This is a genomic window from Micromonospora sp. NPDC049102, from assembly GCF_043197485.1.
GTDB lineage: Bacteria > Actinomycetota > Actinomycetes > Mycobacteriales > Micromonosporaceae > Micromonospora.
Genome location: NZ_JBICTE010000006.1, coordinates 24362 through 37957, shown reverse-complemented (window position 1 = coordinate 37957; position 13596 = coordinate 24362). Strand labels below are relative to the sequence as shown.

The window sequence follows — 13596 nt, the reverse complement described above, 5'->3', positions numbered from 1 at the left end:
ACCCAAACCGCGGCGTCCGGCGACGGGCGAAGATCCCCCAGGGGAATGAAGGAGTCTGGAGAACATGCCGGTATCGGTCACCATGCCCCGGCTCGGTGAGAGCGTCACCGAGGGCACCGTCACGCGCTGGCTCAAGCAGGAGGGCGACACGGTCGAGGTCGACGAGCCCCTGCTCGAGGTCTCGACCGACAAGGTCGACACCGAGATCCCGTCGCCTGCGGCGGGCGTGCTGAGCCGCATCGTGGTCGGCGAGGACGAGACCGCCGAGGTCGGCAGCGAGCTGGCCGTCATCGCCGGTGAGGGCGAGTCGACCGGCGGCGGCGAGGCCGCGCCGCCGGAGCAGCAGGCCCCGGCCGAGTCGGTCGAGCCGGCCGCCGAGCCGACCGCCGCCGCCGAGGGCACCGCCGACGAGGTGGCGCAGGACGAGGCCCCGGCCGAGACGCCGGCTCCGGCCGCCGCGTCGTCGGGCGAGGGCACCGCGGTCAAGATGCCGGCCCTGGGCGAGAGCGTCACCGAGGGTACGGTCACCCGCTGGCTCAAGCAGGTCGGCGACACCGTCGAGGTGGACGAGGCGCTGCTGGAGGTCTCCACCGACAAGGTGGACACCGAGATTCCGTCGCCGGTCGCCGGTACCGTGCTGGAGATCAAGGTCGCCGAGGACGAGACCGCCGCGGTCGGCGCCGACCTCGTGGTCATCGGCGTTGCCGGCGGTGCCCCTGCCCAGGCCAAGCCCGAGCCCAAGGCGGAGGCCGCGCCGGCGCCAAAGGCCGAGCCGAAGCCGGAGCCCAAGGTCGAGGAGCCGACCCCGGGCATGTCGTACAACGAGCCGTCCGCCGAGGCGGAGACCTCGGCGCAACCGGCGAAGGCCGAGCAGGCGGCCCAGCCGTCCGCGCCCACGGCCGCGCCGCAGCGCCCGTCCGCCCCCGCGCAGGGCGGCGGCGAGGAGGCAGCCGGGTACGTCACGCCGCTGGTGCGCAAGCTGGCCAGCGAGCACGGCGTGGACCTGGCCGCGCTCAACGGCACCGGTGTGGGTGGCCGGATCCGCAAGCAGGACGTCCTCGACGCGGCCGAGAAGGCCAAGGCCGCCAAGGCCGCGCCGGCTCCGGCGGCACAGCCGGCGGCTAGCGCGGCGACCCCGGCCAAGCCGGCCGCGAAGCCGCAGCCGAGCGGCAAGCGGGGCACCACCGAGAAGCTCCCCCGGATCCGCAAGGCGATCGCCAACCGGATGCAGGAGTCGCTGCACGAGATGGCGCAGCTCACCACGGTGGTCGAGGTGGACGTCACCCGGGTCGCGAAGTTGCGGGCGCAGGCGAAGGACTCGTTCGTGCAGCGGCACGGCGTCAAGCTGTCCTTCCTGCCGTTCTTCGCTCTCGCCGCGGTCGAGGCGCTGCAGACGTACCCGATCGTCAACGCCCAGTTGGACCTGGACGGCGGCACGATCACCTACCCGGCTGCGGAGCACCTCGGCATCGCCGTGGACACCGAGCGGGGCCTCGTGGTGCCGGTCATCCACAACGCCGGTGACCTCAACCTCGGTGGCATCGCGAAGCGGGTCGCCGACCTGGCCGAGCGGACCCGGACCAACAAGATCAGCCCGGACGAGATCGCCGGCGCGACCTTCACGCTCACCAACACGGGCAGCCGGGGCGCGCTCTTCGACACCCCGATCGTGCCGAAGCCGCAGTCGGCGATGCTCGGCACGGGTGCTGTGGTCAAGCGGCCGGTCGTGGTCAACGACCCGGACCTGGGCGAGGTCGTCGCGGTACGGTCGATGGTCTACCTGGCCATGTCGTACGACCACCGGCTGATCGACGGCGCCGACGCGGCCCGCTTCCTGAGCGCGGTCAAGGAGCGGCTGGAGGCCGGCAACTTCGAGTCGGAGCTGGGCCTGGCCTGATCCACCTCGCAGCACGAACAGGGCGCCCCGGTCATCTCGACCGGGGCGCCCTTTTCGTCGTGACGGGTCAGCCCTTGAGCAGGTCGGTCGAGACCTTCCAGAGCCGCTCGGCCGCCTCCGGGTCCAGCGCGTAGTCCGCCACGCCCGTGCGCGTGCCGGGTCGGGCGGGCGCGGCCTGCTGGCAGTCCTCGAAGTAGCGTCCGCCGACACCGTCGAGCAGCGGGGACGCGGCCACCAGCACCGACGTGGCAGCGCCCTGCTCGACGGTCTTCCACGCCGCGGCATTGCCGGAACGCAGGCGGTTCAGCTCCTCCTCGCTGACGTAGCGCTGGAGGTTGGTGCGGATCGCGCCGGGCATCAGCGAGTTGGTGAAGATGCCGTCGTCGGCCCAGCGGCGGCTCGCCTCCACGGCGAAGAGCACGTTGGCCGTCTTCGACTGCCCGTACGCCTGCCACGGCTCGTACTCGCGGCGGTCGTACTGGATGTCCTCGAAGACCACCGGCGAGCGCAGGTGGGCGGCGGAGCTGACCGAGACGATCCGGGCCCCGTCGGCGGCGGCGAGCGCCGGGCGCAGCCCGGTGGCGAGCGCGAAGTGCCCGAGGTGGTTGGTGGCGAACTGCATCTCCCAGCCCTGCGGGGTGCGGCTCAGGGGCGCGGCCATGATGCCGGCGTTGTTGACCAGGATGTGCAGTGGGCCGTCCCAGTTGGCGACGAAGTCGGCGACCGAACCCTGGTCGGCGAGGTCGAGCGGGGCGACCAGGACGTGGTCGTTGCCGGTGGTGCCGGTGATGTCGTCGGCGGCCTTCTGGCCGGCGTCCGGGTTGCGGACGGCCAGGGTGATCTCCGCGCCGGCGCTGGCCAGGGCACGGGCGGTCTCCACGCCGATGCCGGACGACCCGCCGGTGACGATCGCCCGCCGGCCGACCAGGTCCACGCCCCGGATCACGTCCATCGCTGTCGAGTCGTGGGCGAACGACGTGGTGATCGGGTTGCTCGTCGTCATGATCCATCCTTGTCCAGGCTGGGGCGGGCCGGTCGGCCCGCCGGTACGATGGAAGCGGAGGATCCTCCGCTGCGGTCGAGACTAACCGGAGTTCCCTCCGCTTGCCATGTCCTGTCCGTGCCACCTGCCCGGCGAGGAGGAGATGTTGCCGGAGACCAACCCCCGCCCACTGCGGGCGGACGCGCTGCGCAACCGCGAACGGCTGCTGCAGACCGCGGTCCAGGCGTTTTCCCGCCCCGGGCCGGAGGTAACGCTCGACGCCATCGCCCGCGCGGCAGGGGTCGGTATCGGCACCCTCTACCGCCACTTCCCCACCCGCGAGGCGCTGGTCGAGGCGGCGTACCGCAACGAGTTGGCTCGGCTCTGCGACGCCGCGCCGCAACTGCTGGACCGGTTGCCGCCCGAGCGGGCGCTACGGGAGTGGATGTCGCGTTTCACGGACTACCTCGCCACCAAAAGGGGCATGGCGGACGCGCTGCGCCTCGTCATCGCATCCGGCGCCAACCCGTACGCCCAGAGCCGGGACCTGCTGCTGGCCGCGCTCGGCCGGTTGCTGGGCGCGGGCGCGGCGGCGGGCAGCGTCCGGGGCGACGTCGCCGCCGGTGACGTCCTGGCCGGCCTCAGCGGGATCTCGCTGGCCGCCGGCGAGCGCGCCCAGGCCGACCGGCTGCTCGACCTGCTGATGGACGGCCTGCGGCCACCGGACGCGGGCTGACCCGTTCCGTCCTCCCACCAGGCCACACGCTGCCAGAGTGGGACCGTGGGCGGCTACCGGGGGCGTGGACAACTGGGACCGGCCGTCCCCATCGCGCCCGGTGCCCGGGTGGACAAGTTCGAGGTCTTCTTCGACCTGGTCTTCGTCTTCTCCTTCTTCATCATCACCCGCGCGACCGCCTCGAACATCTCCGGCCGCCAACTGCTGCACGCCGCCCTGGTGCTCGCCGTGCTCTGGTGGATCTGGGTGGTGCACAGCCTGGTCGCCACCCGGGTACGGCTCGGCGAGGGCTACGTACCGGCACTGATGGTGATCTCGATGGTCGCGCTGTTCGCGTTCGCGCTGGGGCTGCCGCAGGCGTTCAGCGACCCGATGGGCAGCGCCGCCGGCCCGATGCTGGTGGCCATCAGCTACGTCGTGGTCCGGGCCGTGCACATGTTCCTGTACCAGCACGTGGTGCGGGACAGCCCGCAGGAGCGACGCCAACTCCGACGGTTCGCCCCGGAGCTGGCGTTGAGCATCGTGTTGCTGCTGGCCGCCGCGCTGATCCCGCCGCAGATCACCGATCCCGACCGAGGCGCCCTGGTCCGCGACGGGCTGTGGATCGCCGTGGTGGTGGTGCAGTACGCCACCGGCTTCATCGTCGGCACCTGGGGCTGGGGGGTGACCAGCGCGGAGCACTGGACCGAGCGCTACGACCTCATCCTGATCATCGCGCTCGGCGAGTCGATCATCTCCACCGGAGTGGGCGGCAACCTGCTCGGCAAGCCTGTCACCTCGCCGGCGGTGGCCGCCGCCGCGCTCGGCATCGTGATCACCGCCGCCCTCTGGTGGGCGCACTTCGACTTCGTCGGGCCGGCCGCCCGGATCGCGCTGCACGCAGCGGAGGGCGCTCCCCGGGTGGCGATGGCCCGCGACGCGTACGCGTACCTCTACCTGCCGATGATCGCCGGGGTGATCCTCTTCTCCATCGGCAACGAGGAGATCCTGCACAAGATCACCGACCCGGCCGGCGGTATCGCGGAGAAGATCCAGGGGCCGGCGGTGCCGATGCTCTTCGGGGGTCTGATCACCTACTTCGCCGTCAACATGCTGTTCCAGTTGCGGACCCTGCACACCGTCACCTGGACCCGCGTGGGCGTCATCCTGACGCTCACGGTGGCCCTGCCGATCGGCCTGCACCTGCCGGCGCTGGGAGTTCTCACCCTGGCCACCGCGATCTGCGTCGGGCTGGTGGCCGTCGAGGTGCTGACGATGTCAGGCTCCCGGCACGCGTTGCGGGCCGCGGTCTTTGAGGAACGGACGACGCACGAGGCACACGAGGCAGCGTGGCGTGCCCGCTGGCACGACGTCCGGGAGCCCGACGAGCCGACCACGCCCTGACGACGTCGATCTAGACTGCGGACAGCGTCGCGGTGTACCCGGCACGATGGCCGCCGAGGGCATGGAGGCGCGGGACAGCATGGGATGTACGTGCACCCGACGAATTCACCGGCCGACCGGCTCGCCGCCGTCGGCAATCAGATGATCGAGATCCACCTCTGGCTCCGCGCGGAACTGGCCCGCCTCCGGGCCGACCTCGACACCCCCTCGCGGGACCTACGGGCCCACTGCCTGAGCTTCTGCGCCGCGCTCGGCCGCCACCACACCGGTGAGGACGCGGGCGCGTTCCGGGTCCTCGCCGACGAGGTGCCCGAGCTACGCCCGGTCCTGGCCAACCTGATCGTCGACCACGAGGTGGTGGCGGGGATCCTCGCGCGGGTCGAGGAGTTGCTCGGCGACGACCGACCGCTGCCGACCGATCAGGTACGCGCCGAGCTGGACGGGTTGGCCGCCCTGCTGGAGACACACTTCCGCTACGAGGAGAAGCGGCTGGTCAGCGCGTTGAACGCGCTCGCCGGCCGGCCCGGGACAGCCGAGCAGCTGCTCGGCCTGACCGCGCCGGCCGACTGAACCGGGATGCCTCCCGGTCGCCGATGTGGCGGCGTCGCCCGCCGGGGAGACCCCCACATCGGCGCAACGGAGCGAATCCCGCGCCGGGTCGGCCCCGCGATCACCGGCCCTCGTCGGGAGCGGGCGCGCCGGGCAACCGCTCGTAGAAGCGGATCTTCTCCCGCAGATGGTCGTACTGGCGCTGGAGCAGGCGCATCTGCTCCTCGACCTGCGCCGCGTGCAGTTGCAGCAGCTCGCGCCGCTCGTCGACGGTGTGCTCACCGGCGCGGGCCAGCGACGCGTACCGGCACATCTGGGCGATCGGCATGCCGGTGTCCCGCAGGCAGCGGAACAGCAGCAGCCAGCTCAGGTCGTCGTCGGTGAAGACCCGCCGGCCGCCCGACGTGCGACCCACGTCGGCCAGCAGGCCGATCTTCTCGTAGTACCGCAGCGTGTCCAGACTGAAGCCGCTGCGCCGGGCGGCCTCGGCGGGGGCGTAACCGGTCATGCCCCGGATGTTAGCCAGCCCTTGACCTGGAGCGCACTCCAGATTGGAGGCTGGTCCGCATGACGACGACACGCACGCTGGGACGCAGCGGCATCGAGGTGGGCGCGATCGGGATGGGATGCTGGGCGATCGGCGGTCCGCTCTGGGGTGACGGCGGGCAGCCGTTCGGTTGGGGCGAGGTCGACGACGACGAGTCGATCCGGACGATCCACCGGGCTCTCGATCTTGGGGTGACCCTGTTCGACACGGCCAGCAACTACGGCGCCGGGCACAGCGAGCGCGTCCTCGGCCGGGCCCTCGCGGGCCGACGGTCCGCGGCGGTGATCGCCACCAAGTTCGGCAACGTCAGCGACGAGGCCACCCGGCGGTGGCTCGGCACCGACGCCAGCCCGGCCGCCGCCGTCCGCAGCCTGGAGGACTCGCTGCGCCGGCTCGACACCGACCACGTCGACCTCTACCAACTGCACATCAACGAACTCCCGGCGCCCGCCGCGCTCGACCTGATCGACACCCTGGAGGGCCTCGTCGACCAGGGCAAGATCCGGGCGTACGGCTGGAGCACCGACGACCCTGCCTCGGCGGACGCGTTCGCAGCTGCCGGCAGGGGCTGTGCCGCCATCCAGCACGACGAGTCGGTATTGAACGACAACGCGGCGGTCCTCGACGTCTGCGACCGGCACGACCTGGCGAGCCTCAACCGGGGGCCGCTGGCGATGGGGCTGCTCACCGGTGCGACACGCTCCCTCGGCGCGGACGACGTCCGCGGCCGGGCACCCGAGTGGTTGCGGTGGTACACCGACGGCCGTCCGACGCCGGAGTGGGCGGGGCGGGTCGAGCAGGTCCGGGCGGCGCTGACCTCCGACGGCCGAACCCTGGCGCAGGGCGCGCTGGGCTGGCTGCTCGCCCGCAGTCCGCGTACGGTGCCGATCCCCGGCCTACGCACCGTGGCCCAGGCCGAGGAGAACCTAACCACCCTGGAGCAAGGCCCCCTCCCCGCCGACGCGTACGCCGAGGTGGAGCGCTTCCTCAAGGACCTGCGCCCCTGACCTCGAAGGACCCATGCCCCTGACCTCGCCGATCCTGCACTTACTGTCGCGGCGAAACGGGCCATACCCGGCATAACGGCGACACAAAGTGCAAGATCGGCGGGGAGTGGAGCCGGGGCGCGTCCACGGGTGGGGTTTTCGGCGAAGATGAGGGCATGCGGATCCTCATGGCCGGCGCGTCCGGCTTCCTCGGCACCCGGCTGGGCGACCGGCTCACCGCCGACGGGCACCAGGTCACCCGGCTCGTGCGCCGCGCGCCGCGCGACCCCCGGGAGCGGCAGTGGGACCCGACGGCCAGCCAGCTCGACCCGGCCGTGGTCGCCGAGGCGGACACGGTGATCAACCTGGCCGGCGCGGGCGTCGGCGACAAGCGCTGGAACGACGACTACCGCCGGTTGATCCGCACCAGCCGGGTGGACAGCACGACCACGCTCGCGACGACCATCGCCGGGCTGGCCGCCGGCGACCGGCCCCGGACGCTGCTCAACTCGTCGGCGGTCGGCTGGTACGGCAACACGGGCGACCGGGTGGTCGAGGAGGACGCGCCCGCCGGCGAGGGCTTCCTGGCCGACGTCTGCCGGGTGTGGGAGGCCGCGACCCGGCCGGCGGAGGACGCCGGGGTACGCGTGGTACGCCTGCGCACCGGCCTGCCCCTGCACCGCGACGGTGGACTGCTCAAGCCGCAGCTACTGCCGTTCAAGCTGGGCATCGCCGGGCGCCTGGGCAGTGGCCGGCAGTGGCTGCCGTGGATCTCGATGCGGGACTGGCTGGACGCCGTCGACTTCCTGCTGACCCACGACGAGATCGCCGGCCCGGTCAACGTGGTGAGCCCGAACCCGGTGACGAACGCCGAGTTCACCCGCGAGTTGGCCCGGCAGTTGCACCGACCGGCGATCATCCCGATCCCCGCCCTGGCCCTCAAGGTAGCGCTCGGCGGCTTCTCCCACGAGGCCCTGACCAGCACCCGAGTGCTCCCCGGCGTGCTGTCGAACGCCGGCTACCCCTACCACCACCCCACCCTCCCCGAGGCCCTGAAAGCAGCCCTCCAGGACTGAAACGGCGCGTTGATCATGAAGTTATTGCCCGCCTCGTCGGCGTGTCGCGGCAATAACTTCATGATCAACGGGGGCAGCGCCGGGGAGCGGCGCACGGTGGCCTCCTGACGGGGCAGACTGTGAACTGGGTCACGGTCAAGTTGCCGAGACGTTACGACGATGTGTCACCGCCTCGACATGGGGCACACCAACACATTCACGACAGTCGTTGTGTACGTCGAACTGCCCCCGCCACGGCGGCACGGGAACCGACGACTACCGCCGGTCTGACCGGCTCGTCCAGGTCCGATTGGTAACGTCCGCTGCGTGCCCTCCTCCCCGTCGCTGGCCACCGGGCCCGCACCCGCGTCGTCGCCGCGTACCCTCCGGGGCCGCCGGGCCGACCTGATCGTCGCGCTGGTGGCGCTCGCGCTCGCCGTCTGGGTGACCAGTGGGCTGTGGCGGGACCCGAACGTCCGCACGATCACCGTCAACTCCAGCGACCAGGCGCTCTTCGAGTGGCTGCTGGCCTTCGGCGGGCACGCGGTCACCCACGGCGAGAACCCCTTCTTCACCTATCTGATCAACGTCCCGGACGGCGTGAACCTCGCGGTCAACACCTCGATCACGGTGTACGCGGTGGTCTTCGCCCCGCTCACGTACCTCGTCGGACCGCCGGCGACGTTTCTCGTGATCCTCACCCTGAACCTGTTCGCCACAGCGCTGGCCTGGTACTGGCTGCTCTCGCGGCACCTGGTGCGCAGCCGCCTCGCGGCCGGCGTGGGTGGCCTCTTCATCGCCTACTCCCCCGGCATGGTCTCGCACGCCAACGCCCACCTGAACTGGACCGCCGGGTGGTTGGTGCCGCTGCTGATCTGGCGGCTGTTCGCGCTGCGCCGCCCCGGGCACTGGCTGCGCGACGGGGTGATCCTCGGCGTGCTCGTCGCGGTGGCCTTCTCGATCGCCGCCGAGGGGCTGTTCTTCGCCGCCCTGGCGCTCGGCGTGTTCGTCGCCGTCTGGGCGCTGCACCCCGCCCACCGCGCCGAGGCACGCGCCGCGCTGCCCACCTTCCTGCGCGGGCTCGGCGTGACCGCCGTGGTGGCCGGCGTGCTGCTGTCGTACCCGCTGTGGTTGCACTTCGCGGGACCGCAGCGGTTCCACGGCACCGGCTTCGACCCGGTGATCCACTCCGAGGACATCGCCGCCTTCGCCGCGTTCCCGCGCCGCTCGCTGGCCGGGGAGGCCGGGCTCGGCACCGCGCTGGCGCCGAACCCCACCGAGGAGAACTCGTTCTTCGGCGTCCCCCTGCTCGTACTCACCGTGGTCTGCCTCGTCGCGCTCTGGCGACGCGCCGACCCCGGCCGCCGGGCCGTGCTCTGGGCGCTGGGCATCGTCGCGGTGATCTTCACGGTGCTGTCCTTCGGGCCGGTGGCGAAGGTCGACGGACGGCGCACCGACCTGCCCATGCCGTTCGACGTCCTCGGCCAGTTGCCGGTGGTGAACGCCGCGCTGCCCGCCCGGCTGGCCCTGGTGGTGGCGCCGGTGATCGGGGTGCTGCTGGCGTACACCGTCGAGCAGTTGCGCACCTCCCCACCCCGGCACCGCTCGACGGAGCTGGCCTGGGCGATCGGGTTCGCGGTGGCCCTGCTGCCGCTGCTGCCCACCCCGCTGCTGACCGACGAGCGGGAGCCGATCCCCCGGTTCATCACCTCCGGCACCTGGCGCGACTACGTCTCCGACGGCAACACGTTGACCCCGGCGCCGCTGACCGTCGACATCTACCCCGACGGTCAGCGCTGGCAGGCGTACGCCCTGTCACACCGGCAGGGCGAGTTCGCCATCCCCGGCGGCTTCTTCTTGGGCCCGGGCGGCCCCGACGGTCGGGGCCGGATCGGTCCGGTGCCCCGCACCCTGAGCGCGCTGATGGACCAGGCCGGCCGCACCGGGCTGGTGCCGATCATCACCGACGGCACCCGGACGGAGGTCCGCTCCGACCTGCGGCACTGGCGGATCGAGACGGTCGTCCTCGCCGACGCGGTGCACGGCGCGAAGTTCGAGGTCGACGAGGCGGCGGTCCGACGTACCGCCACCGCCCTGTTCGGCGAGCCGCAACGGGTCGACGACGTCTGGCTCTGGCGGATCCCACCGACCGATCGGTAGCCGCGGCGCGACCGGCGGGGGGCATCCTGACCGGCCTTCATCGGGTCTAATGGACCGATGGGAGCGACGGGCCGTCACGTGCGGCGCGGGGCCACCGCCGCTGTCGCGCTGGTACTCGTGGCGCTCGGCGCGCCCGCCGCCACGGCTGCGACAGGCGCTGTCGCCGACCGCACGGCCGGCGTGGTTCCGGGCCGGGTGCACAATCCGTGGCTGTGGCAGGCCACCGTGCGGCAACGCCCGGCCGGTCCGGCCGCGCTCGTGTTCTTCACCGACCGGACTCGCTACTTCGAGTCGACCGGGGTGCTTGTCGCCCGGGACGGCGGATACCGGCTGATCCCGATCGGCATCGCCGAGGGGCACGGGCTGCTTTCCCAGGACGGGCGGCACTACCTGCGGCCGCAGTCCGGCGAGTTGCTCGACCTCACCACCGGCCGGCAGAGCCGCACCATGACCACCGGGGTGGACCCGCTGGCCTGGTCACCTGACGGGCAACACGTGCTGGGCAGCCGCAGCAACGACGATGGCGTCATCACCTACGGGCCGGACAACCAGCAGCTCAACGACCCGGAGAAACCCGACGACCTGCTCGTCGTCGACCCGTTCCGGGGCACCGAACAGGTGGTGGCCGCCGGCACCTTCGCCGCCCACCACGCGGCGGTCTGGTCGCCCGGCGGTGACCTGCTGGCGGTGGCTGGTCCTCCCGACCCGGCGGCGTCGCTCGCCAGCCGACAGCGGCTGGTGGTCGTCGACCCGGCCGGCGGCGCCCCCCGGTGGCAGGTCGACCTGGGCGATCGGCGGGTGTTGGCCGGTCCGGCCGCCTGGCACCCGGACGGTCGCCGGATCGCCCTGCTCGCCTTCGACGGCTGTGCCGGGCTGACGTGCACGGCGGAGCAGACGGCGACGCGCACCCTGCGGATCGAGTTCCTGGACGCCGCCACCGGCCAGGCGGTCGGCCAGCCGCTGCCGGTCGCCGCCCCGACCAGCGAGATCGTCGGTTGGCGCGGCGACGACCCGGTGGTGCGGCAGGTGAGCGGAACGGAACAGGACACCGACCGGAAGGCCGTGCTCGCCGTGCTGTCGCCCGGCGGCGGCCGGGAGGTGCTGGTGACCGCACCGGTCGGCTCGACCGGCCTGCTGGTGCCCGGCGACCTGCTGACCCCTGACGCGTTCGGTGGGCCGGAACGCCGGCCGTCGCCGTTCGCCGCCCCGCTCGGGCTGTACCTCGCGCTTGCCGTGCCACCACTGCTCGCCCTCGCCCTCGTCGTACGCCGGGTTCGTCGCCGCCGCGCCACGGCCCGGACCGCGTCGGCGTGACGCCGGGCGAGGATCGTCCACCACGACCGGCAGCCGGCGTGATCTTCGCTGGTGAGGCGGCTCACCAGGGAAGATCGCCGCGAGCGGGACTAGGCTGGACACCGTGACAACAACGATCTCCGGCCTCACCGCCGTCCGCGCCGGCCTGCTCGACTACCAGGCCGCCTGGGACGAGCAGCGGCGCCTGCACGAGTCGGTGGTGGCGGACGAGCGCGGCGACACCGTGCTGTTGCTGGAGCACCCGAGCGTCTACACGGCGGGCAAGCGCACCGAGCCGTGGGACCGGCCGACGGACGGCACTCCGGTCGTCGACGTGGACCGGGGCGGCAAGATCACCTGGCATGGGCCGGGGCAGCTCGTCGGCTATCCGATCGTGCGGCTGCCCGACCCGGTGGACGTGGTCGCCTACGTTCGCCGCACCGAACAGCTGCTCATCGACGTGTGCGCCGAGTTCGGGCTGACCGCCGGCCGGGTCGAGGGGCGTAGCGGGGTCTGGGTGCCCGAAGACGACCGGGGGCCGGCCCGCAAGGTGGCAGCCATCGGCATCCGGGTCGCCCGGGGCGTCACGCTGCACGGCTTCTCGATCAACTGCGACTGCGACCTGACCTACTTCGACCGGATCGTGCCGTGTGGCATCCGCGACGCGGGCGTCACCTCGCTCACCGCCGAGCTGGGCCGTCCGGTCACCGTCGCCGACGTGCTCCCGGTGGTGGAGCGCCGACTCGCCACCCTCGTCGAGGTCTGAGCACCACTCGCCGGCCACCGCCTAGGTGGCCCGCGCCTTTAGGCCGTGTGTCAAAGCCCCTGGCCGGCCTGCGGAGGCCGAGAGGACCGGCCGTTTCGGCCGCTGGTGAACCGTCGCTCGCGTGCCCGTGGTCCGGCCGGATCGGAGCCGCCCCCTCCATTGAACGTGATGCCTGTGGGTCATCAAGATGACTCACAGGCATCACCCTCATCGTGGTGTCCGCCGTCCGCCCCTCGGCTCGACCGAGGACCTTGACACACGGCCTAGAGCCCGCCCACTCCGCACATGGGTTGTCGCTGATCGAGGCTATTCCGCTACGTAGACGCCGGAGCCGGACACGCCCACGACCAGACCGCGCGCCTTGAGCGTGTCGACTGCTCGGGCGACCGTCCGCCTCGCCGACCCGTACTCCTCGGCCAACGCATCGTAGGTTGGCAAGCGCGACCCGCGCGGGAACTCCCGGCACCGATGCGGCGGGCCAGGTCGTCCGTGATCTCTCGCGCAGAGTGCGGGATGGGCACGGACGCCATGGTGCCGCCTACCCAAACGGGCACCACTGACACGCCTGGCACCGGTTGCCTTGCTGGCACTGCTGGCACCTGCGGCGGCGTGACACCGAGCGCGGCCAGCGCGCCGCCGGCCCGCTCGCCCGTCGTGCCCAACATCTGCGCCACGGTGTCACGCAGTACGCGCATCACGTCCCGGTGGTCGGTCACGAAGCCCAACTCCGCGTCGAGCGACGTGTACTGCGCGAGATGCCGGACGGTGTCGTGCGGTTCGGCCCGGAAGACCGGCCCCACCTCGTAGACGCGTTCGAAGACGCCGACCATCAGCTGCTTGTAGAACTGCGGCGACTGGGCCAGGTACGCGGGCCGGCCGAACCAGTCCAGCGCGAACACGTTCGCCCCGCTCTCCGTGCTGGAGCTGACCACCTTCGGAGTGTGGATCTCCACGAAGTCGCGCGCGTCGAGCGCGGCCCGGAACCCGGCCACCGCCGCCGCCGAGATCCGCAGCGCGGCCGACCGGGTCGGGTGCCGCAGCGCCGTGGGCGCGTTGTCCAGCTGGGTGGGCAGACTCGCGGTGAGCGCCGGCCGGTACAGGTCGAACGGCGGTGGCACGGCGGGCGGCCCGAGGGGACGTACCGTCGGGTCGGTCAGCTCGACCCCGGCGGGCGCCGTGCGTCGCTGTTGCCGGCGACGCTAACACCCCGACCGCCGGCGTGTGACGCCTTTTTTCGGCTCG

At 72.3% G+C, this 13596-nt stretch carries 12 protein-coding genes and 1 pseudogene; 9 read left to right on the top strand and 4 right to left on the bottom strand.

Going from position 1 to position 13596, the window contains the following annotated elements; genetic code table 11:
- Nucleotides 1-64 precede the first annotated feature (64 nt).
- Nucleotides 65-1897 (top strand): 2-oxoglutarate dehydrogenase, E2 component, dihydrolipoamide succinyltransferase, encoded by a 1833-nt coding sequence (sucB, locus tag ACGFH9_RS08920; protein ID WP_393217045.1) that lies wholly within the window; start codon nt 65-67, stop codon nt 1895-1897.
- A 67-nt stretch (nt 1898-1964) separates the two neighbouring features.
- Here the strand turns inward: sucB and ACGFH9_RS08915 are convergent, their stop codons facing one another.
- On the bottom strand, nt 1965-2900 hold the full coding sequence (locus ACGFH9_RS08915) for an SDR family NAD(P)-dependent oxidoreductase (protein ID WP_393217044.1): 936 nt from the start codon (nt 2898-2900) through the stop codon (nt 1965-1967).
- Nucleotides 2901-3006: 106 nt separating this feature from the next.
- Here ACGFH9_RS08915 and ACGFH9_RS08910 point away from each other — a divergent pair, with 106 nt between their 5' ends.
- The 3 genes from ACGFH9_RS08910 to ACGFH9_RS08900 all read left to right on the top strand — a co-directional run bounded on the left by ACGFH9_RS08910 (nt 3007) and on the right by ACGFH9_RS08900 (nt 5568).
- A complete protein-coding gene (locus ACGFH9_RS08910) occupies nt 3007-3615 on the top strand; it encodes a TetR/AcrR family transcriptional regulator (protein WP_393217043.1) in 609 nt (202 codons plus the stop codon).
- Between the two features lie 45 nt (nt 3616-3660).
- Nucleotides 3661-4998: a low temperature requirement protein A gene (locus ACGFH9_RS08905; protein ID WP_393217042.1), complete on the top strand. Its 1338-nt coding sequence runs from the start codon at nt 3661-3663 to the stop codon at nt 4996-4998.
- 84 nt (nt 4999-5082) lie between these two features.
- Nucleotides 5083-5568 (top strand): hemerythrin domain-containing protein, encoded by a 486-nt coding sequence (locus tag ACGFH9_RS08900; RefSeq protein ID WP_393217041.1) that lies wholly within the window; start codon nt 5083-5085, stop codon nt 5566-5568.
- A gap of 100 nt (nt 5569-5668) precedes the next feature.
- On the opposite strand, the gene ACGFH9_RS08895 is transcribed toward ACGFH9_RS08900, so the two are convergent.
- The gene (locus ACGFH9_RS08895) at nt 5669-6055 is read right to left on the bottom strand and encodes a MerR family transcriptional regulator (protein ID WP_355241512.1); all 387 of its coding nucleotides are present in this window, start codon (nt 6053-6055) and stop codon (nt 5669-5671) included.
- 59 nt (nt 6056-6114) lie between these two features.
- Between ACGFH9_RS08895 and ACGFH9_RS08890 the strand changes: the two genes are divergently transcribed.
- The 5 genes from ACGFH9_RS08890 (at nt 6115) to lipB (ending at nt 12354) form a co-directional block, all read left to right on the top strand.
- Nucleotides 6115-7101 carry an aldo/keto reductase gene (locus tag ACGFH9_RS08890; RefSeq protein WP_393217040.1) on the top strand — a complete coding sequence of 329 codons (987 nt, stop codon included), beginning with the start codon at nt 6115-6117 and terminating at the stop codon, nt 7099-7101.
- A gap of 155 nt (nt 7102-7256) precedes the next feature.
- Nucleotides 7257-8156, top strand: coding sequence for a TIGR01777 family oxidoreductase (locus ACGFH9_RS08885; protein WP_393217039.1), 900 nt, complete (start codon nt 7257-7259; stop codon nt 8154-8156).
- 306 nt (nt 8157-8462) lie between these two features.
- Entirely contained in the window at nt 8463-10295 is a 1833-nt protein-coding gene (locus ACGFH9_RS08880; protein ID WP_393217038.1) for a DUF3488 domain-containing protein, read from the top strand.
- A gap of 57 nt (nt 10296-10352) precedes the next feature.
- Complete coding sequence (locus ACGFH9_RS08875; protein ID WP_393217037.1) at nt 10353-11609, top strand: TolB family protein; 1257 nt, start codon at nt 10353-10355, stop codon at nt 11607-11609.
- Nucleotides 11610-11712: 103 nt separating this feature from the next.
- A complete protein-coding gene (gene lipB / locus ACGFH9_RS08870; protein WP_393217036.1) occupies nt 11713-12354 on the top strand; it encodes a lipoyl(octanoyl) transferase LipB in 642 nt (213 codons plus the stop codon).
- Between the two features lie 306 nt (nt 12355-12660).
- Here lipB and ACGFH9_RS08865 read toward each other — a convergent pair whose 3' ends face one another.
- Together ACGFH9_RS08865 and ACGFH9_RS08860 are read right to left on the bottom strand one after the other, a co-directional pair.
- Entirely contained in the window at nt 12661-12774 is a 114-nt protein-coding gene (locus ACGFH9_RS08865) for a hypothetical protein (protein WP_393217176.1), read from the bottom strand.
- A gap of 161 nt (nt 12775-12935) precedes the next feature.
- A pseudogene (locus ACGFH9_RS08860) lies at nt 12936-13529 on the bottom strand (amino acid--tRNA ligase-related protein); the annotation flags it as partial.
- Nucleotides 13530-13596: the final 67 nt, after the last annotated feature.

Coding starts and splice junctions, on each gene's coding strand:
- sucB (WP_393217045.1), top strand. CDS start 65: ATGCCGGTATCGGTCACCATGCCCCGGCTCGGTGAGAGCGTCACCGAG.
- ACGFH9_RS08915 (WP_393217044.1), bottom strand. CDS start 2,900: ATGACGACGAGCAACCCGATCACCACGTCGTTCGCCCACGACTCGACA.
- ACGFH9_RS08910 (WP_393217043.1), top strand. CDS start 3,007: ATGTCCTGTCCGTGCCACCTGCCCGGCGAGGAGGAGATGTTGCCGGAG.
- ACGFH9_RS08900 (WP_393217041.1), top strand. CDS start 5,083: ATGTACGTGCACCCGACGAATTCACCGGCCGACCGGCTCGCCGCCGTC.
- ACGFH9_RS08895 (WP_355241512.1), bottom strand. CDS start 6,055: ATGACCGGTTACGCCCCCGCCGAGGCCGCCCGGCGCAGCGGCTTCAGT.
- ACGFH9_RS08890 (WP_393217040.1), top strand. CDS start 6,115: ATGACGACGACACGCACGCTGGGACGCAGCGGCATCGAGGTGGGCGCG.
- ACGFH9_RS08885 (WP_393217039.1), top strand. CDS start 7,257: ATGCGGATCCTCATGGCCGGCGCGTCCGGCTTCCTCGGCACCCGGCTG.
- ACGFH9_RS08875 (WP_393217037.1), top strand. CDS start 10,353: ATGGGAGCGACGGGCCGTCACGTGCGGCGCGGGGCCACCGCCGCTGTC.